Annotated in this window: 18 protein-coding genes; 7 read left to right on the forward strand and 11 right to left on the reverse strand. The window is 71.4% G+C overall.

The genetic code is table 11. The annotated features are described in order from the left end of the window. Positions 1-149 precede the first annotated feature (149 nt). The 3 genes from ABZ215_RS08275 to ABZ215_RS08285 are packed head-to-tail and all read right to left on the reverse strand — an operon-like array spanning position 150 to position 3,221. A complete protein-coding gene (locus ABZ215_RS08275) occupies positions 150-650 on the reverse strand; it encodes a DUF2771 family protein (protein ID WP_027935695.1) in 501 nt (166 codons plus the stop codon). Positions 651-672: 22 nt separating this feature from the next. After that, positions 673-2,403: an MFS transporter gene (locus tag ABZ215_RS08280; protein ID WP_020416903.1), complete on the reverse strand. Its 1,731-nt coding sequence runs from the start codon at positions 2,401-2,403 to the stop codon at positions 673-675. A gap of 41 nt (positions 2,404-2,444) precedes the next feature. Continuing rightward, positions 2,445-3,221 (reverse strand): glutaminyl-peptide cyclotransferase, encoded by a 777-nt coding sequence (locus ABZ215_RS08285; protein WP_354948719.1) that lies wholly within the window; start codon positions 3,219-3,221, stop codon positions 2,445-2,447. Positions 3,222-3,270: 49 nt separating this feature from the next. On the opposite strand from ABZ215_RS08285, the gene ABZ215_RS08290 reads away from it, so the two are divergent. Together ABZ215_RS08290 and ABZ215_RS08295 are read left to right on the forward strand one after the other, a co-directional pair. Further along, positions 3,271-4,092, forward strand: a complete 822-nt coding sequence (locus tag ABZ215_RS08290; RefSeq protein ID WP_354709450.1) for a DUF3027 domain-containing protein — start codon at positions 3,271-3,273, stop codon at positions 4,090-4,092. Then, positions 4,076-6,826: a molecular chaperone Hsp90 gene (locus ABZ215_RS08295; protein WP_354948721.1), complete on the forward strand. Its 2,751-nt coding sequence runs from the start codon at positions 4,076-4,078 to the stop codon at positions 6,824-6,826. The genes ABZ215_RS08290 and ABZ215_RS08295 overlap by 17 nt, the downstream gene beginning before the upstream one ends. On the opposite strand, the gene ABZ215_RS08300 is transcribed toward ABZ215_RS08295, so the two are convergent. Then, positions 6,823-7,065, reverse strand: coding sequence for a DUF2530 domain-containing protein (locus ABZ215_RS08300; RefSeq protein WP_020416899.1), 243 nt, complete (start codon positions 7,063-7,065; stop codon positions 6,823-6,825). The genes ABZ215_RS08295 and ABZ215_RS08300 overlap by 4 nt on opposite strands. A gap of 101 nt (positions 7,066-7,166) precedes the next feature. Here ABZ215_RS08300 and ABZ215_RS08305 point away from each other — a divergent pair, with 101 nt between their 5' ends. After that, positions 7,167-8,624, forward strand: a complete 1,458-nt coding sequence (locus ABZ215_RS08305) for an NCS2 family permease (protein WP_237338983.1) — start codon at positions 7,167-7,169, stop codon at positions 8,622-8,624. 1 nt (position 8,625) lies between these two features. Here ABZ215_RS08305 and ABZ215_RS08310 read toward each other — a convergent pair whose 3' ends face one another. Beyond that, positions 8,626-9,201 carry a TetR/AcrR family transcriptional regulator gene (locus tag ABZ215_RS08310; RefSeq protein WP_020416897.1) on the reverse strand — a complete coding sequence of 192 codons (576 nt, stop codon included), beginning with the start codon at positions 9,199-9,201 and terminating at the stop codon, positions 8,626-8,628. A gap of 68 nt (positions 9,202-9,269) precedes the next feature. Between ABZ215_RS08310 and ABZ215_RS08315 the strand changes: the two genes are divergently transcribed. The 3 genes from ABZ215_RS08315 (at position 9,270) to ABZ215_RS08325 (ending at position 11,812) form a co-directional block, all read left to right on the forward strand. Next, on the forward strand, positions 9,270-9,860 hold the full coding sequence (locus ABZ215_RS08315) for a dihydrofolate reductase family protein (RefSeq protein ID WP_354948724.1): 591 nt from the start codon (positions 9,270-9,272) through the stop codon (positions 9,858-9,860). A 60-nt stretch (positions 9,861-9,920) separates the two neighbouring features. Next, positions 9,921-10,343: a MarR family transcriptional regulator gene (locus ABZ215_RS08320; RefSeq protein WP_354948871.1), complete on the forward strand. Its 423-nt coding sequence runs from the start codon at positions 9,921-9,923 to the stop codon at positions 10,341-10,343. Between the two features lie 194 nt (positions 10,344-10,537). Then, entirely contained in the window at positions 10,538-11,812 is a 1,275-nt protein-coding gene (locus tag ABZ215_RS08325) for an MFS transporter (protein WP_354948873.1), read from the forward strand. Between the two features lie 137 nt (positions 11,813-11,949). Here ABZ215_RS08325 and ABZ215_RS08330 read toward each other — a convergent pair whose 3' ends face one another. Together ABZ215_RS08330 and ABZ215_RS08335 are read right to left on the reverse strand one after the other, a co-directional pair. Continuing rightward, complete coding sequence (locus ABZ215_RS08330; RefSeq protein WP_354948726.1) at positions 11,950-12,936, reverse strand: hypothetical protein; 987 nt, start codon at positions 12,934-12,936, stop codon at positions 11,950-11,952. 35 nt (positions 12,937-12,971) lie between these two features. Next, a complete protein-coding gene (locus tag ABZ215_RS08335; protein WP_354948728.1) occupies positions 12,972-13,841 on the reverse strand; it encodes an MBL fold metallo-hydrolase in 870 nt (289 codons plus the stop codon). 78 nt (positions 13,842-13,919) lie between these two features. Here ABZ215_RS08335 and ABZ215_RS08340 point away from each other — a divergent pair, with 78 nt between their 5' ends. Continuing rightward, positions 13,920-14,351: a MarR family transcriptional regulator gene (locus ABZ215_RS08340; protein WP_027933852.1), complete on the forward strand. Its 432-nt coding sequence runs from the start codon at positions 13,920-13,922 to the stop codon at positions 14,349-14,351. Positions 14,352-14,439: 88 nt separating this feature from the next. Here ABZ215_RS08340 and ABZ215_RS08345 read toward each other — a convergent pair whose 3' ends face one another. From ABZ215_RS08345 to ABZ215_RS08360, 4 genes are all read right to left on the reverse strand, one after another. Continuing rightward, positions 14,440-15,228 carry an arylamine N-acetyltransferase gene (locus tag ABZ215_RS08345; protein ID WP_354948730.1) on the reverse strand — a complete coding sequence of 263 codons (789 nt, stop codon included), beginning with the start codon at positions 15,226-15,228 and terminating at the stop codon, positions 14,440-14,442. Between the two features lie 99 nt (positions 15,229-15,327). After that, positions 15,328-15,948, reverse strand: a complete 621-nt coding sequence (locus ABZ215_RS08350) for a superoxide dismutase (RefSeq protein ID WP_017985168.1) — start codon at positions 15,946-15,948, stop codon at positions 15,328-15,330. A 163-nt stretch (positions 15,949-16,111) separates the two neighbouring features. Beyond that, a complete protein-coding gene (locus tag ABZ215_RS08355) occupies positions 16,112-16,771 on the reverse strand; it encodes a biliverdin-producing heme oxygenase (RefSeq protein ID WP_237338977.1) in 660 nt (219 codons plus the stop codon). A 76-nt stretch (positions 16,772-16,847) separates the two neighbouring features. After that, complete coding sequence (locus tag ABZ215_RS08360; protein WP_354948732.1) at positions 16,848-18,350, reverse strand: glutamate--cysteine ligase; 1,503 nt, start codon at positions 18,348-18,350, stop codon at positions 16,848-16,850. Positions 18,351-18,462: the final 112 nt, after the last annotated feature.

Below are 18,462 nucleotides of genomic sequence, written 5' to 3' on the forward strand. Positions count from 1 at the left end.
GTCGAGGACCTCACGGACGTTCGACACCGGGTGCACGTCGAGCTGGGCCACCGAACACTGAGAGATCGGGTTCGGGAGGGGCAGATCCGGGCGTAGCGAAGCGAAGCCGGCGCTTCCAGCCGCGCGCAGCGCAGATACCCGCGTAGCGCCTACGAACCCGGCTCAACCTGAAGAGACCAGAACGCCCGCGCCACCAACTGCGGATTCCCGTTCTCGTCCAGGATCGGATTCCCAGCCTGATCAGCCGCGTAGGCAGCCCCGAGCTGCTGCACCTCGACCACCACCAGCTGGTCGTCCGGCGCGGCTCCGGTGGCCGTGTAGGCCAGCTTGTCCCCGGGCGAGAAGAACTGCTGCTTCACCGGCTGCAGTTCGCCCTTGGCGTTGGCGTACTGGACGTTCACCAGCCAGGGCGTGTCGCCGATCTCGGAGGGCACGGAGATCTGCACCGGCTTGCCCGGGCGCACCTTCAGCCTCACGGCGGCGTCCGGGTTCTCCGAGCACGACTTCAACAGCGCGTCGCAGTTCACGATCGGCTCGGCGTTGACCGTGTGGCCGTCGCCGAAGAACGTGACCTCGGGCGGGCCGACCGTGGCGGAGCACCCGGTCAGCGCCAGCGCCCCGGCCGACAGCAACAGCAAAGTTCGCCGCATGCCGGAAACCCTACGGGTCGGCTCACTGCACGCGCGGAGCGGCCCCGTTGCCGGTCCGCGCCGGCCTGCGGTCCCGCCTGCTGCCCAGCCCCGGCAGGAGCGACGAGCCCCGCTCCAGCAGGAACGTCTGCGCCAGCCCCACCGCCAGCAGGATCGACACCACCAGGAACCCGATCCAGTACGTCGGCGGCAGCAGCAGCCCGATCGCGCCGCCGAACACCCACGCCAGCTGCAGCACCGTCTCCGACCGGCCGAACGCCGACGCCCGCGACTCCTCCGGCAGGTCGCGCTGGATCACCGCGTCGAGGCTGATCTTCGCCAGCGCGCTGGCCGTCGCGCCGACGAGACCGACGATCGCGGCCGTGACGATCCCGGCCATGACCGCCGCGAGGATCGTCGAGGCCAGCGCCGCGCCCACGCAGCCGAGGACGACCTGGCTGGGGTGCCCGAAGCTCAGCCGCGACCCCAGCGCGTTGCCGACGAACCCGCCGACCCCGGCCGCGCCGCCGATCAGGCCGAGCAGCAGCAGCTGCATGAACGGGGTCTGCCCGGTCTGTTCCGCCTGCGCTTTCACCGCGAAGGCGGCGAACATCATCAGGAACCCGGTGAGGATGCGGATGGTCCCGTTGCCCCACAGGGCGAGCACCACGTCGCTGCCGAGCGGCTGTCGTTTCTTCTTCTTCGCCGGGTGGGCCTTGAGCGTCGCCGGGACCTCGCCCTCGGTCACCTCGACCCACGCCGGGATCCGCATCGCCTGCACGGCGCCCGCCGCGCAGATCAACGCGGTGAACCACAGGGCGCCCGCGGACCCGAACAGCGCGTTAACGCCGGAGGCGATGGCGCCGAACACACCACCCGCCGCGAGCCCGAACACCGTCAGCCGCGCGTTGGTCTTCGACAGCGTGATGTCCGGCGGCACCACCCGCGGGGTGACCGCCGACTTCAGCACCGTGAACGACTTGGACAGCACCATCTTCCCGAGCGCGGCGGGGTAGAGGCCCCAGTCGTTGAAGTGCAGCGCCATCAGCACGGCCATCAGCACCTGGCCGACCGAGGTGAGGCACATCGCCAGTCTGCGGCCGCGCTGGATCCGGTCCAGCAGCGGGCCGATGACCGGCGCGACGAGCGCGAACGGCGCGATGGTGATCAGCAGGTACAGCGCGACCTTGCCGCGGCCCTCGCCGCTGGTGGCCGCGAAGAACAGGGTGTTGGCCAGCGCGATGGCCATCGCCGCGTCGCTGGCGTAGTTCAGCATCACCGCGTACGTCAGTGAGGTGAGGCCGGACTTGTCGGCGCCGTCGGCCTTCGTCGCGCGCTGGAACATGCCGACCGCGCGGCCGCCCAGCTCGCGGCTGCGCAGCGCGGCGACGCGGGTGACGGTCAGCTTCTTCGGCATCCGGGGCAGCGGCCCGGCGGTCGCCTCCGTGCGGTGCTCCGCGGCCGGCTCCGGCTCTGGGCGCGCGCTGTTGTCCGCGTACCCGTCGGTGTTGTAGTGCTCGTAGAGCGGCTCGGTGCGGCGGGGCGGCGGCTCGCTGTGCCACGGCCGCTGCTGCGGCGGCGGGCCCTGTCGCGGCGGGTACGGCCGCGCGCCACGCGGCGGTGGCGGCGGGGGTGTGCGCCCGCCTGCCGGGAACGCGCTCGTCGGCGCCTCGTCCGCGTTCGGCACCGCGGCCGACTCCGGGTAGAAGCGCCCCTGGGCGCGCCACGGCTGCCCGGCACCCGGTGCCGGTGTCCACTTCCGTTTGCGCCCCACACGTCAATCTTGCCGTATTCCTGGGCCGACGCGCTCGGTGATCAGGAAGCGGGCACGAATTTCACCCGGAACATCACCGGCCAGAGCTTCCCGGTGATCAGGAACTCGTCCGTGCCGGGGACCGCGGCGATGCCGTTGAGCACGTCCGCGGCCGATGCCTGGGCCGGGGTGAGCAGCCCGGCCGCGGTGATCTGCCCGGTCACCTCGCCGGTCGCCGGGTCGATCCGCAGGATCCGGTCGGTCTGCCACACGTTCGCGTACACCGCGCCGCCGGCGCACTCCAGCTCGTTGAGCTGCGAAAAGGTCTGCTCGCCGTAGTGCACGGCGACCTCTCCGGTCACCGCGAACGTCGCCGGGTCGCGGAAGGTGAGCTGGTCGGAGCCGTCGCTCATCACCAGACGGCCGCCGTCGTGGCACAGCCCCCAGCCCTCGCCGTCGTAGGGCACCCGCCGCAGCTCGGCGAGCGTCCGCGCGTCCCGCTCGATCGCGACCCCGTTCTGCCAGGTCAGCTGCCACAGGGTCGGCCCGGTGACGGTGATGCCCTCACCGAAGAGCGGCGCGGGCAGGTCCACGCGCGTGGTGGGCGGCTGCCCGGGCGCGCCCGCCCGCACGGACGACTGCCCGACCAGCCCGGTGCCCTCGTACAGGGTGGCGCCGGAGAACTCGAGCCCCTGCGTGAACGCCGCCGGATCGTGCGGCAGCGTCTCCAGCACCTGCACCGTGAGCTGCGGAACCGCGGCCGGCGCGGGCGGTGCGGCCGCCGCGCAGCCCGCGAGCGCGACGACCGTGGCGAGGGTCAAGGTGATCAGGGTGCGCACGCCTCCACCCTGACACGGCGGCCGGAGGCGCGCGGGGCACAATTGGGGTATGACGCTGCTGCTCACCCTGGACGACGGCTCCGTGGAGCGCGCTCTCGCCGAGGCAGTCGACCTCGCGCGCGAGGTCGCGGTCGAAGAGGCGGGGGCCGAGCAGGTCGGGGCGCACGTCGGCGTGTCGCGTGAGGACGCGGTGTCGGCGAGCCACCTCTTCGAGGCCAACGTGCCCGGCTACCGCGGCTGGCGCTGGTCGGTGACCGTCGCGAGCGCTGGCGCGGACGCCCCGGTGACGGTCAGCGAGGTCGTGCTCGTGCCGGGCCCGGACGCCCTGATCGCCCCGCAGTGGGTGCCGTGGGAGCGCCGCGTGCGGGCGGGCGACCTCGGCGTCGGCGACATCCTCCCGCCGGACAAGGACGACCCGCGACTGGTCCCGGCGTACCTCCAGTCCGACGACCCGGCGGTCGAGGAGGTCGCGCACGAGGCCGGGCTCGGCCGGGTGCACGTCCTGTCCCGATTCGGCCGCGAGGAGGCCGCCACCCGGTGGCACCGCGGCGAGTTCGGGCCGCGGTCGGACATGGCGCGCAGCGCGCCGGCCCACTGCGGCACGTGCGGCTTCTACCTCCCGCTGGCCGGTTCGCTGCGCGCCGCCTTCGGCGTGTGCGGCAACGAGATCGCCCCGGCGGACGGCAACGTCGTGCACGCCGAGTACGGCTGCGGCGCGCACTCCGAGGTCGAGGTCGAGGTGACCTCGTCGGTGCCGGTCGCCGAGCTGGTCTACGACGACTCGCTGCTGGACATGGAGCCGGTCGAGGAGCCGAAGACCGAGACGGGCGCGACCCCGGACGCCGAGACGGTGAGTGAGTCAGCTGAGTGATCCGTTCGGCACCGAGGCGCTGCGGGCCTCGGTGCTGCGGGCCTGGCGGGACTCGCCGACCCGGTTCACCGAAGACACCAACGCCGAGACCGACCTGCGGGTCGGCGGCTACCGCGACCGGCTGTTCGTCGAGCTGGCGCAGAACGCGGCCGACGCCGCCGCGCTCGCCGGCACTCCCGGCATGCTGCGGGTGTCCGTGGCAGGCGACGAGCTCCGCGTCGCCAACACCGGCGCGCCGCTCGATGCCGCCGGCGTGGCGTCGCTGGCTTCGCTGCGGGCGTCGGCCAAGCAGGGCGACACCGTGGGCCAGTTCGGCGTCGGTTTCGCGGCGGTGCTCGCGGTCAGCAGCGAACCGCGGGTGATCTCGCGGACCGGCGGCGTCGCGTTCTCCGAGGCCCGCACCAGGGAGGCCGCCGGGCGCGACGGCGCGGTGCCGGTGCTGCGCCTGCCGTGGCCGGTGGACGAGGACCTGCCCGACGGCTTCGACACCGAGGTCCGGCTGCCCCTGCGCGAGGGCGTGGACGCGGACGAGCTGCTGGCCCGTCTGCGGGACGAAGCCGAGGACCTGCTGCTGTCCCTGCCCTGGCTGGCCCGGATCGAGGCGCCCGGCGCGGCGTGGGCGCGGTCCGAAGTGGATGGTGTGGTGGAGCTGTCCACCCCGTCCGGGACGGTCCGCTGGCTGACCAGGGTCGGCGAGAACGTGGTGTGGGCGAAGCCGGTCGACGGGCGCCTGACCGAGGACGTGCTGCACGCGCCGACGCCCACCGACGAGCGGCTGTCGTTGCCTGCCCGGCTGATCGCGACGGTGCCGCTGGAGCCGTCCCGCCGCCGGGTGCTGCCCGGCGCCGACGAGGCGCTCGCCGCGGCCGCCCGCGAGTACCCGGCCCTGGTGCGCGAGCTCGCGCCGGAGGACCGCCTGGACCTGGTGCCGGAAGCGGGTTTCCCGCTGTCCGAAGTGGACGGCAAGCTGCGTGAGCTGGTCGGCAGGCAGCTCGCGACGCAGGCGTGGCTGCCCGCGGCCGATGGCGACGACCTCGTGCCGTCGAGTGCCCGGGTGCTGTCGGTCGAGTCGAAGCGGTTGCTGGAGCTGCTTGCCGGTGTCGTGCCGGGGCTCGCCGGGATCAGCGGCTACGAGCCTGCGCAGCTCCTCGCGACCGTCGACGCCGACCGGCTCGACGTCGCCGACCTGGTCGACCTGCTGATCGGCGTGGACAGGGACCCGGAGTGGTGGCGCTCGCTGTACGAAGCCGTCTTGCCGCTGCTGGACAACCACGAGGTGACCGCGGACGAGCTGGGCGCGCTGCCGGTGCCGCTGGCGGACGGGCGGACGCTGCCCGGTCCGCGCGGCGCGTTGCTGCTCGGCGCGTCGGAACTGCTCGACCTGCTCGCCGACGCCGACGTGGGCGGGCTGCGGCTGGTCCACCCGGAGGCGGCGCACCCGTTGCTGGAGCGCCTCGGCGCGAAGCAGGCGGAGGCGGCGGACCTGCTCGACGCGCCCGCGCTGCGCGAGGCGATCGACCGCAGCGTGGCCGACGCCGAGTCCGGTTTGGACACCCGCCCGCTCGCGGAAGCCGTGCTGCGCCTGGTTTCCGACACCTCCGCGGAGGGGCTGGGCGCGCTCGCGTTGCCGTCGGCGGACGGCTGGCGGCGCGCCGACGAGCTGGTGCTGCCGAACTCGCCGCTGCGCGAGGTCTTCGACCCCGAGGTGTTCGAAGAGGACGGTCCGTTCTCCGTGCTGGACGCGGAGTTCGCTGAGCAGTGGCCGGCCAGGGTGCTCACCGAACTCGGGGTGCTCGACGAGTTCCTGGTGGCGCCGAACGAGGATGAGCAGCCGGAGATCCGCGACCTCGACCTCGTCGCCGACGACGCCTGGCCGCAGGCGCTGCGGCTGATCGCCGGGCAGCGCGAGACCTGGCAGGCGCTGACGATGCCGGACAGCCCGTCCGCGGCGTGGCTGGAGCGCAACGCGCTGCTGGCCGGCCGCGCGCCCGCCGAGTGGCGGCTGCCGGACGCGGCGAGCCTGACCGGCCTGTACGACCCGGTGCCCGACGTCGGGGTGCGCGCGGACGTGCTGGCCGCCGCCGGGGTCCGGTCGGAACTGGCCGTGCGCAACCTCGACGACGCGGCCGACCTGCTCGACCGGCTCGGCGACCCGGACCGCGAGGTCCCGCCGGGCCTGATCCTGCGGGCGCACGCCGTGCTGGCCGCCGCGGACCTGGAGTGGGCCGAGCTGGACGCGCCGGAGCGGGTGCGCACGGTCGACGGGTCCGTGGTCGACGCCGAGCGGACCGCGGTGCTGGACCTGCCGTGGCTGGGTGCGGTGTGGGCGCCGGAACGCCTGGTCGCCGCCTCGCCGGGCGCGGACGTCGCCGCGCTGGCCGAGCTGCTGGACATCCCGCTGCTGTCCGAACACGCCGACGCCCGGGTCAGCAGCGACGGCGAGTTCGTGCCGTGGGCGGAGATGACCGCGCTGGTCCTGGCCGCGGAGCTGCTGGACATCCCGCTGCCCGAGGGCGGGCTCGTGGTGCACGACGAGTTGGCCGTCGAGGTCGACGGAGTCAAGCGCGCCACGCCGTGGTGGGTCGAAAGTGGGACGTTTCACGGGGAACATCACGCGGAGGACTCACCCGAAGGGCTGGCCCGCGCGTTCGCCTGGGCGGCAGGCCGCTGGTCCGAGCGCCACCTGGTGGAAGCCGTGCTGAACGACCCCGCGACGACGACCTACCTGCTCTAGAGACCGGTCTGGGCGCTGCGCGAGCCGTGGCGGCGCGCCCAGCGCTGCCAGCTCATGATGCCCATCCCCATCAGCCCGAGCACCCCGCCGGACAGGCAGGTCCACATCCACACGTCCGCCGGGCCGCCGACGTCGAACAGGCGCAGCGCGCCCAGCACGGCGAACCCGGTGAACCACACGAGTGTGCCGACCACGACGACCGGGTAGAGCACCACCAGCCGCTCGGGTAACTCGGGCACCGGAAGCAACGGACGTTTAACATCCCCGGCGTTGATCGGATCGGCCACGTCAGGAAGGCTACCCGCGGGTCATCCCAGTGGCACCAGGTAAGGCAGGTTGCATGGCTGTGCAGGGCGGCAGGACCGGGCTCGACCGGTTCTTCAAGATCACCGAGCGTGGGTCGACCGTCGGCCGCGAGGTGCGCGGCGGGCTGGTCACCTTCGTCACGATGGCCTACATCGTGGTGCTCAACCCGCTGATCATCGGCAGCTTCTCGGCCCAGGACGCGGGCGCCCACAAGGACCTGTTCGGCAACATCCTGCCGGTCCCGCAGGTGGCGGCCGTGACCGCGCTGATCGCGGGCGTCATGACGATCCTGATGGGCGTCGTGGCGAACTACCCGTTCGCGATGGCCACCGGGCTCGGCATCAACTCGCTGATCGCCGTCAGCGTCGCGCCGCAGATGAGCTGGCCGGCCGCGATGGGGCTGGTGCTGCTCAACGGCCTGATCATCCTGGTGCTGGTGCTCACCGGCGTCCGCACGATGGTGTTCCGCGCCGTGCCGCCCGCGCTGAAGGCCGCGATCGCGGTCGGCATCGGCCTGTTCATCACGCTGATCGGCCTGGTGGACGCCGGTTTCGTGCGGCGAATCCCGGACGCGGCGAACACCACCGTCCCGGTCGGGCTGGGCATCGGGGGGTCGATCGCGAGCTGGCCGACGCTGGTGTTCGTGATCGGGCTGCTGATCACCGGTGTCCTGGTGGCGCGGCGGGTCCGCGGCGCGATCCTCATCGGCGTCCTGGTCACGACCGTGATCGCGATCATCCTGGAGGCGATCGTCAACGCCGGCCCGGCGGGCGGCACCAACCCGAAGGGCTGGAACCTCGGGTACCCGGCGCTGCCCGACCAGATCGCCGGCCTGCCGGACCTCTCGCTGCTGGGCAAGGTGAACTTCGACGCGTGGGTGCAGGTCCCGGCCATCACCGCCGCGCTGATCGTGTTCACCCTGATCCTGACCGACTTCTTCGACACCATCGGCACGATGACCGGCCTCGGCAAGGAGGCCGGTCTGCTGGACCGCGACGGCGAGCTGCCCAACACCGGCAAGGCCCTGTTCGTGGACAGCCTCGGCGCGGTCGCCGGCGGTGTCGGCTCGTCCAGCTCCAACACCGTGTTCGTGGAGTCGGCGTCCGGCATCGCCGAGGGCGCGCGGACCGGGCTGGCCAACGTGGTCACCGGGCTGCTGTTCCTCGCCGCCATGTTCTTCACGCCGCTGTACGAGGTGATCCCGGTCGAGGCCGCGGCGCCCGCGCTGGTGGTCGTCGGCGCGCTGATGATCAGCCAGGTGCGGGAGATCGACTTCACCGACTTCAAGATCGCGCTGCCCGCGTTCCTGACGATCGTCGTCATGCCGTTCACCTACTCGATCACCAACGGGATCGGCGTCGGGTTCATCTCCTACGTCGTGATCCAGGCGGTGACCGGCGGGGCGCGCAAGGTGCACCCGCTGCTGTGGGTCATCGCCGTGGCGTTCGTGGCCTACTTCGCGGTCGGGCCGATCCAGGACGCGATCGGCTGAGTCACTCCGCCACGAGCCGCTCGACCGCGGCCGCGATCAGCTCGTCCCGCTCGGCTTCGCCATAGACGTCCGGCAGTGTGAGCTGCTCGACGATCATCCAGCTGAGGGTGAGGATCAGCAGCCGCACCGCGGTCGCGTCGCCGGGCAGCCCGGACTGCTCGTGGTAGGTCACGTTCGCGTCGACGTCGGCGCGCACGCGCTCGGTCAGCAGCTTGCGCAGCTCGGGGCGGCGGGTGGCTTCCAGGCGTAGTTCGAGCAGCGCGAGGTAGCCGCTGGGGAACGCGCTGATCCGTGCCACGAGTTCGCGCATGAGCTGGGTGTAGGTCGCCCGGTCCCGCGGCGCGGTCCGCTGCCGCTCGATCGTCGCGGCGTCCGGCTCCATGCGCTCGTAGAACCGCTGGGCGATCTGGTACAGCAGGTCGTCGCGGTTGGCGAAGTAGTTGGAGGCCGTGCCGGCAGGCACCGCGGCCTCTTTGTCGACGGCGCGGAACGTCAGCCCGCGTGCGCCCTCGGCGGCCAGCACCTCGATCGCGGCGTCCAGCAGTGCCGCCCGCCGCTCCTCGTTCCTGCGAACCATTGACACCACTCCACTTGTAGTACTACGGTTGAACCACTACGAACAGAGTACTACGAATGGAGCGATTCATGCGAGAGCTGGTCTACTACGTGGGCGTCAGCATCGACGGGCGGATCGCGGGCCCGGGTGGCGAGTTCGACTTCTATCCCGAGGGCGAGGGCACCCAGTTCGAGGCCTACCGGGGGTGGATGCTGAAGACCTTCCCGGAAACCGTGCCGACCATGATCCGGGAGGCGGCCGGGATCGCCGACGCCCCCAACGAGACCATCGACACGCTGGTCATGGGGCTCGGCACCTACCGGCCGGCACTGGACATCGGTGTCACCAGCCCGTACGCCCACCTGCGGCAGTACGTCGTGTCGAGCACCCTGCGCGAAAGCCCCGACCCCGCGGTCACGGTGGTCGGCGGCGACCCGCTCGGCCTGGTCCGCTCGCTCAAGCAGGAGGAGGGCAAGGACATCTGGCTCTGCGGCGGCGGCAAGCTGGCCGGGGCGGTGTGGCCGGAGGTGGACCGGATGGTGGTCAAGAGCTACCCCGTGGTCGCCGGGGACGGGATCCCCATGGTCGACGGCAAGTTCGACCCGACCTTCTTCGCGGTCACCGAGCGGAAGTCGTTCGACAACGGCGTGGTGGTCACCTGGTTCGACCGTCGCCGGTGATGCGATCGATTTCACCCGCGGGGTCGATTGATCGTAAGGTATGCTAACTATGTGTCCGATATGCGGGAGCCTGCCCTGGCGAGCCGGTTGCGGCTCGCGGTGGTGCGGCTGAACCGCAAGCTCCGGGCGCAGCGCACCGACGAGAACGTCTCGCTCACGCAGCTGGCGGCGTTGTCCACGCTGCACAAGTGCGGACCGCTCACGCCGGGCAAGCTCGCGGCGAAGGAAGGCGTCCAGCCGCCGTCGATGACCCGGGTCATCGTGGCGCTGGAGGACTTCGGGTTCGTCGAGCGGAGCCCGCACCCGACGGACGGGCGGCAGTCGATCGTCGCACTGACCGAGCGGGGACTGGCGTTCGTCGGGGAGACGATCTCGGTGCGCGAGGCCTGGCTGGACCGGAAGCTGGCAGAACTGAGCGGCGAGGAGCGGGAAGTGCTCGCCCGCGCCGCCGAGATCATCGACAGGATGGCGGGGAACGAATAACGGTGGGCTTCAACACGGGTACTGACGGACAGTCCGAACTGACGAACACAGGTACCCGGGGCCAGGCGCCACCCGCCGACCGCGCCGCCTGCACCGCGCCGTCCGGCCGGATGCGGCCCAAGTCCGCCGCCGCTGCGGCCCCGGAACCCACTGAGCCCGCGGAGCCCGAGGAGAAGGCGCAGCCGAAGGCGAGCATGTTCGCCTCGCTGCGGGTGCCCAACTACCGGCTGTTCTTCTCCGGCCAGATCATCTCCAACGTCGGCACCTGGATGCAGCGCATCGCCCAGGACTGGCTCGTGTTCGAGCTTTCCGGGAACAACCCGGTGGCGCTGGGGATCGCGGTGGCGCTGCAGTTCCTGCCGACGCTCATGCTGTCCCTGTGGGCCGGTGTCCTCGCCGACCGGGTGGACAAGCGCAAGCTGTGCATCGCGATCCAGAGCGGCATCGGCGTGCAGGCGCTGGTGCTCGGGCTGCTCGACGTGTCCGGTGTGGTGACGCTGTGGCAGGTCTACCTCCTGTGCTTCGTGCTGGGCATCTTCAGCTCGCTGGACGTGCCGGCGCGGCAGTCGTTCGTCGCGGAGATGGTGGGGCGCAAGCAGATCACCAACGCGGTCGCGTTGAACTCGTCGGTGTTCAACATGGCTCGGATCGTCGGCCCCGCCATCGCCGGGTTCGCGATCACGTGGGTCGGCACCGGCTGGATGTTCCTGGCGAACGCGGTCAGCACGCTGGCCGTGATCACTGGGTTGCTGCTGATGGACCCGGACAAGCTGTTCCGCGGCCCGGCCGTCGCGCGGGCCAAGGGGCAGCTGCGCGAGGGGCTGGCCTACGTGCGCGGGCGGTCGGACCTGGTTTCGCTGATGGTGCTGGTGTTCTTCGTCAGCACCTTCGGCATCACGTTCTTCACGTCGCTGGCGATCGTGGCCGGCAACGTGTTCGGCACGCAGGCCGACGGGTACGGGCTGCTGTCCACGCTGCTCGCGGTGGGGACGTTCACGGGTTCGCTGATGGCCGCCCGCCGCGGGGCGCGGGGCCGTCCGCGGGTGCGGCTGCTGCTGATCGCGGCGTTCAGCCTGGGCGCGGTCGAGTTCGTCGCCGGGTTCATGCCGACCTACCTGGCGTTCGGCATCGCGCTGATCCCGCTCGGGTTCGCCACGATCACGTTCCTGAACACGGCGAACTCGCTGGTGCAGACGTCGGTGAGCCCGGAGATGCGCGGCCGCGTCATGGGGCTCTACGTGCTGGTGCTGATCGGCGGGAACCCCGTCGGCGGGCCGATGGTGGGGTGGATGGCCGACACCTTCGGCGGCCGGTCGCCGTTCCTCATCGGCGGCGTGATCTCCGCGGTGGCCGCCGTGGCGTGCGCGATGGTGCTCGCCCGCCGAGGCGGCATGACGACGCCGGTGCGGCTGGCCGGCCTGCGGGTGCTCAACCCGCGGCGCCGCTCGGACCGGTCGCAGGCCGCCTGACGCGCCGGTGCCCGGGCGTCGCTCGGTGTCGTGACTGTGACGTGTGTGGGGAGGACCTTCGGGCCGAGTGCCTGGATCACCCGAGTGACCTGACCGTCCACACCCCGTGGGGCACACGGGTGCTCGGACGCTGGGGCTCAGCGTCCGAGGAGGGCGGGCAGCACCGTCTCCGCCAGGGACCTCAGGTCGCGCCCTGTGCCGGTGAACGCCAGTTCCTGGCTCGAGTCCTCGTCGAGCTTCACCGCCACCACCTCGTCGGTGATCAGGGCGGGGTGGCCGGCCAGCGTGTCGGGGTACGCGCGCGGCGTCACGTCGTCCGTCAGGGTCGCCTGCACCGTGCGCACCGTGCAGCGGCCGTCGAACCTCGGCTTCGCCGTCGACGGGCTCGTGCCCATCGCCTTCGCGAGCTGCGTGCACAGCTGCCACGACACCACCGGCCACGGCGCGTCCTGGATGCCGTAGCCCGGCACCGGCTCGGTCGTCCGCATCGCGATCACCGCGTCGCGGCCCTGCGCGGGCAGGTCCGGGCCGGGCGCCATGGTCGTGTCGATGACGTCCCGCGCGATCGACATGGCGAGGTCATCCAGGGTGAGGCCCGGGCGCGTGACGGCGTATCGCGTGATGTCCAGGCGCAGGTACGGGTGGACCTCACCGCTGGGCGCGTCGTCGACCAGGTGGACGTTGAGCCGCGCGTTGACGGTGCCGCTCGACTCGACCTCCGCGGCCCGCCCGGACACCGTCACCGACTGCGGCGACCGCAGCGTGGCGGGCACGTTGTCGAGGCGCAGGGTGACGTCGAGACTCCCGGTGACCAGGTGGCAGACGCTGCCCCGCACCTCGCGCAGCGTGGCCCCGCCGAGCACCGCTTCCCAGCGCTGCTCCGACAACGCCTGGCACAGCACGTGACCGGAACTGCCCGCGGGCAGCGCGGCCAGCATCTCGCCGGAGGGCATCGGCACGCGGCGCGGCAGTTCGCCGTCCTTGCCGGGCCACACGGCGGGCAGGCCGGGGGCGGGCGGCGGCGCGTCGCTGCCCTGCGACCACAGGTACCCGGCCGCGCCGGCGACGGAGGCGAAGGACAGCAGCACGCCGAGCACGATCGCGATCACTGTCGACGTCTTCACACGGCAAACGCTATCCGGTGACCGAGCGAGTTCGATCAGTGATCCCCGGTTGGGGGAAGGGGATGCCACGCCGGTGCGCCGCCGTCCCGCCGGACCCGCCCGAACACCACGTCGGCGAAGTGGATGCCGAACCCGATGGTGTCCGGTTCGGACAGTTCGGCGACGAGGCGGGCGCGGTGCGCGGCGGCGTGGACGGGATCGTGGTCGACCGCCGCCGAGAACTCCGGGTGGTCCACCTGGACCGGCGAGTGCAGCGCGTCGCCGAACGCGATGAGCCGCTGCCCGCCGCCGGTGATCACGTACTCGGCGTGCCCCGGGGTGTGACCCGCGCTGATCCGGATCCGCACGCCGGGGAAGACCTCCTCCCCGTCGCGCACCGTGCGGACCTGTGGCACCAGCCCGGCGATGTCGGGGGCCATCGCGTCGCGCGCGGCCCATTCCGGTTCGGCGACCAGGTAGTCGGCGTGGGCGAAGACGGGCTGGTCGGGCGCGGGGTGCCAGGCCCAGCCGGTGTGGTCGGCGTGTAGGTGCGTGAACGCCACCGCCTCGATCTCCGACGGGGACCGGCCGAGCGCGGCCAGGTTCGCGGGCAGCGCGCCGCCGCGGATCGCGCCGCGCGGGGTGCCCGGATCGGGCGGCAGGGATTCCGGCCCGAAGCCGGCGTCGATGAGCAGCGCGCGGTCGCCGTGCTCGACGAGCAGCCCGCCGATGCTGGCCACCAGGTGGCCGGAGTCGTTCAGGTACTCCGGGTGCGCGTGCCAGAACTCGTCGGTGGTGTCCGGCAGCCAGCCGCGCGCCGGCAGGTGCACGACGCCGTCCGGCACGAACGTCACCTTCGTGTCGCCCAGCCGCAGTGAGTGGATGCCGGCCTGCCGTCGCAGGCGCTCGTCGGAAGAGGTGATCATGCGTCCGACCGTAAAGCATCAAGCTTGAAACATTCAAGCTGAAAATTTACTGGCTTGACGGATCACTACGATGGGAGCATGGAACCGCAGGTCATCGCCGAACGGGAGCTGTGCGGGCTGGTGAACGGCCTGGCCCAGCAGATCGCCGACCACGTGCGCGAACGCGCCGCCGCTCTCGGGCTCACCGCGCCGCAGGCGACCGCGCTGCGGGAGATGACCGGGCCGATGACCATGCGCGAACTGGCCGAGCGGATGAGCTGCGAGCCGTCCAACGCCACCTTCGTCGTGGACAAGCTGGAGAAGCTGGAGCTGGTCGAGCGCCGGCCGCACCCCACCGACCGCCGCGCCCGTCAGCTGGTCCTCACCGCGAAGGGCGAGGAGCTGCGCGGCAAGCTCCTCGACCTCCTCGTGCGCGACTCGCCGCTCGCCGCTCTCGACGCCGGTGAGCAGCGCGCGCTCCACGGGCTGCTGGAGCGGGCGATCGTCCGCCGCGATCACACCGACGGGTGAACGGACGATCCCCCGGAACCGCCCCCTTGCGGGGGTTGGTGAAGTTAGGCTAACCTAATGCTTGTCCGCTTCGTGGTGGGAGCGGCAGTCAGTTCGGGAACGGGCGGAGCCCCGGTGCCGGGAAGGATCCCAGCACCGGGGCTTCGTTCATGTCGATCCCGAAGTGCACCCGGTATGCCTCGACCTTCTCGGTGTCGCTCAGCTCGCGCTCGACCCTCTTGCCGTCGACCGTCTCGATCAGCTTGTCGCTCGCCAGGGTGACCCGCCCGGACGGCGTCGAGATCGTGCTCAGCACGTTCTGCGTGAAGTGCGATTCCGGCGAGGTGGCCTGCCACCAGCAGGTCGGGCCGAAGTCGGACAGCTGCCGCGGCCGCTTCTCCAGCCGGTAGGCCGGCTCGCCGTTCAGCCGCACCTCGATGTCCCCGTCCGGCGCGTCCACCACCAGGAACTCGCCCTCGGGGTCGGTCTGCGGCTCGCACGCCGTCAGCCGCAGCGGGTGGCGGGCGAAGCGGCCGAAGCCCACGTCGGCCAGCCACGGCTCGTCCAGGTCGACCCGCAGCGCCAGGTGCTCCAGCGGCCGGCCCCACTGCCCGCCGCCGAACACGCGCCCGCCCAGCAGGGTCACCGGGAAGCCCAGCTCGCGCAGGAGGGCCGCGAAGAGGCCGTTGAGCTCGTAGCAGAACCCGCCGCGGCGGCGCCGGACGACCTTGTCGAACAACGCGTCCTCGTCCAGCACGATCCGCTCGGGCAGGTGCACGCTGAGGTTCTCGAACGGAACCGCCAGCAGGTGGGCTTCGTGCAGCTCCCGCAGCGCCGCCGGGGTGGGGGCGGCGGGACGGCCGGCTCCGATGCGGGCCAGGTACGCGTCGACATCCATGGCAGCCAGCCTGCACCCTCCACTGTGGTCGAGGTCAAGCGGAAAAAAGAAGGGCCCTGTCCGCGCGGGTGCGCGGAAGGACCCCTCGATCAGGCTCGCTCAGAGGAGCAGGCCGTTGCCGCCGGAGACGGCGTTGTCGAAGCGCTTGCTGATCTCGCCCCAGTTGTAGACGTTCCACAGCGCCTTGACGTAGTCCGCCTTGACGTTCTTGTAGTCGAGGTAGAAGGCGTGCTCCCACACGTCGACCAGCAGGATCGGCACGGTCGGCAGGATCAGGTTGTTGTGGTGGTCGCGCAGCTGCTGCGTGATCAGCGTCTTGCCGATCGGGTCCCACGACAGGGCGGCCCAGCCGTTGCCCTGGATCGTCGTGGCGACGGCGTTGAACTGCGCCTGGAACTTGTCGAACGAGCCGAACGCCTCGTCGATCGCCGAGGCCAGCTCGCCGGTCGGCTTGTCGCCGCCTTCGGGGGACAGGATCTTCCACCACACCACGTGGTTGGCGTGCCCGGCCAGGTTGAACGCCAGCGTGGTCTCCAGGCCGACGATCGAGCCGAAGTCGCCCTTGTCCCGAGCCTCCGCGAGCTTGTCCAGGGTGTCGTTGGCACCCTTGACGTAGGTCGCGTGGTGCTTGCTGTGGTGCAGCTCGTTGATCTGACCCGAGATGTGCGGGGCGAGCGCGCCGTAGTCGTAGTCGAGGTCAGGAAGCTCGTAGCGGGCCATCAGCCCTCCTTCTTGTCTGACGCAGAGTCCCTTGCGGTATCAAAACCTAGTCCTCGCGCGCGCGGGAAGCTAACTGGGGAGCCGCTGTCCGCACTGCGGGAACCGGTCATGTCCCAACCCTGCAATCTCCAGCTAGATGGAGGTCAACGGGGTGTGCCGATGATCACTGGGCCAGGTCGTCGAGCACCGCGATGTTGAACTCGAACGCCACCAGTGTCTCGGTGACGATCCGGTCGCGCTCGGCCCCGGTCCACGGGGTGTCGTCGAGCAGCGCCTTGTACCGCTTCCGGAACGCCGGGACGTTGTCGATGTCGTCGAAGTGGTAGAACAGCGCGCCCGGCCCCTCGACGCCGTGGGCCTTGGCCAGCAGCTTGCGCACCGCCTGTCCGCCGGCGAGGTCGCCGAGGTAGCGCGTGTAGTGGTGGGCCACGTAGCCGCCTGCCCAGTCGAAGGCGACCGACCGAATGCGGCGCACGTAGTCCTCGGTCGCCGGGACCGGCGTGACGCGGTCCCGCCACTGCTCGCCGTAGAGGAACTCCAGGTCGGCCGCCAGCGCGGGCACCCGGCGCAGCTCGTCGAACACGAACCGGCCGCCGACCGGGTCGCGGCGCATCGCGTCCGCGGCCTCCTCGATCGCCTGGTAGATGAACCAGTACTGGGCCACCAGCCGGGCGTACTCGGTCAGGTCCAGGTCGCCGTTGAACAGGTCCCGCATGTACCGGGAGTGGTGCGCCCGGTCGTGCGCCCGCCGTGTCGACTCCCTCAGGGTGGTCGAGAACGGGGTCTGGGTCAGGTCCGAGTCAACCGCGAGGGGAGCCGCCATGAGTGGCACTGTAAGCGACTTCGGTCACTTAGGCTACCCTAACAAGGCCGGATTGACCCGAAGAGAGCCCGGTTGATCACGGAGTGTCCACGGGCCAGGTGTGCACGGCCTCGCCGCTCCGGCTCAGTTCCAGGTAGCGCCCGAGCATGGTGGTCAACGCGGTCTCGCGGTCGGCGCCGCGGTCCTCCGCCCCGGTGACCACCGCCCGCTGCCACCACGCGCCGTTGCGGCGGGTAAGGCAGCGCTGCTCGATGACGCCGAGGTAGCGGTCGATGGCCGCTTCGGACACGTCCGCGCTGCGCAGCCCCTCGACCGCGAGCGGCAGCAGCACGCGCAGCACCAGCTCGTCCGGCGGCACCCAGCCCTGGCCGGGCCAGTAGAGCTGCGCGTCGAACCCGTTGCGCGCACCGGCGTACAGGTTCTCCTCCGCCGCCTGGAACGACATCTGTGTCCACACCGGACGTTCCGCCTCGGCGAGCGCCCGCTGCGCGCCGTAGAAGAATGCCGCGTTGGCCATCATGTCGAGCACGGTCGGGCCCGCGGGCAGCACGCGGTTCTCCACGCGCAGGTGCGGTTTGCCGTCCACCACGTCGTACACCGGGCGGTTCCAGCGCCACACGGTTCCGTTGTGCAGCATCAGTTCCGTGAGCTTCGGCGCCTGCCCGGACTCCAGCGTGTCCAGCGGGTCCTCGCTGTCGGTCTCCGGCAGCAGACCGGGGAAGTAGCGGACGTTCTCCTCGAACAGGTCGAAGATCGAGGTGATCCACCGCTCGCCGAACCACACCCGCGGCCGCACGCCCTGGTTGCGCAGCTCCTCCGGGCGCGTGTCGGTGGCCTGCAGGAACAGCGGGATGCGGGTCTCGTGCCACAGCGCCTTGCCCAGCAGGAACGGCGAGTTCGCGCCGACCGCCACCTGCACACCCGCCAGGCACTGCGCGGCGTTCCAGTGCGTGGCGAATTCCTCCGGCGCCACCTGCACGTGCAACTGCACCGACGTGCACGCGGCCTCGGGCAGGATGGACTCGGAGTAGGCGCGCAACCGCTCCGGGTTGTGCCCGCCGAGCGGGGCGCCGTCCATGGACAGCGTCATGTTCTCCCCGCGGGCGGCGAAGATCTGGTCGTTGAGCAGCGTGTAGCGGGTGTTGTTGGTGATCCACTTCTGGTCGAAGTGGTCCTGCGCCAGTGTCGGCAGGATGCCGATCACGGCCAGCCGCGCGCCCGCGGCCGTCGCGTTCCGGTCGGCCTCGCCCAGGTAGCCGACCAGGTCGTGCTCCAGCTCGATCGCGGACTTCCCGGCGAGCGGGCGCGGCGGCACGTTCAGCTCGATGTTGTGCTGCGACAGTTCCGTGGTGAAGGACTCGTCGTCCAGCGCCTCCAGCACGGCGCTGTTCGACATGGACGGCCGCAGCCGGTCGTCCACCAGGTTCAGTTCGACCTCGAGCCCGATGTGTCTTCGCGGGAACGAGAAGCTGTCGTCGGCGAGCATCCTGGCCAGGGTGTCCAGGCACCGCTGGAGCTTGTGCCGGTACCGCGCCCGGTCCCGGGGGCTGAAGGTTTCCGCCGACACGTCCTTGCCCATGCCATCCCTGCTCTTGTCCTCGGCCGCGGCTGTGGTGATCGCCGCGGCACCCCGGCCGACAACGGTCGCACAGCGATCGTCGCGGGGTCATCGGCCAAAACGGTGGCTCCGC

It is taken from the genome of Amycolatopsis sp. NPDC006131 (genome assembly GCF_040614175.1).
GTDB classification, from domain to species: Bacteria; Actinomycetota; Actinomycetes; order Mycobacteriales; family Pseudonocardiaceae; genus Amycolatopsis_E; species Amycolatopsis_E tucumanensis.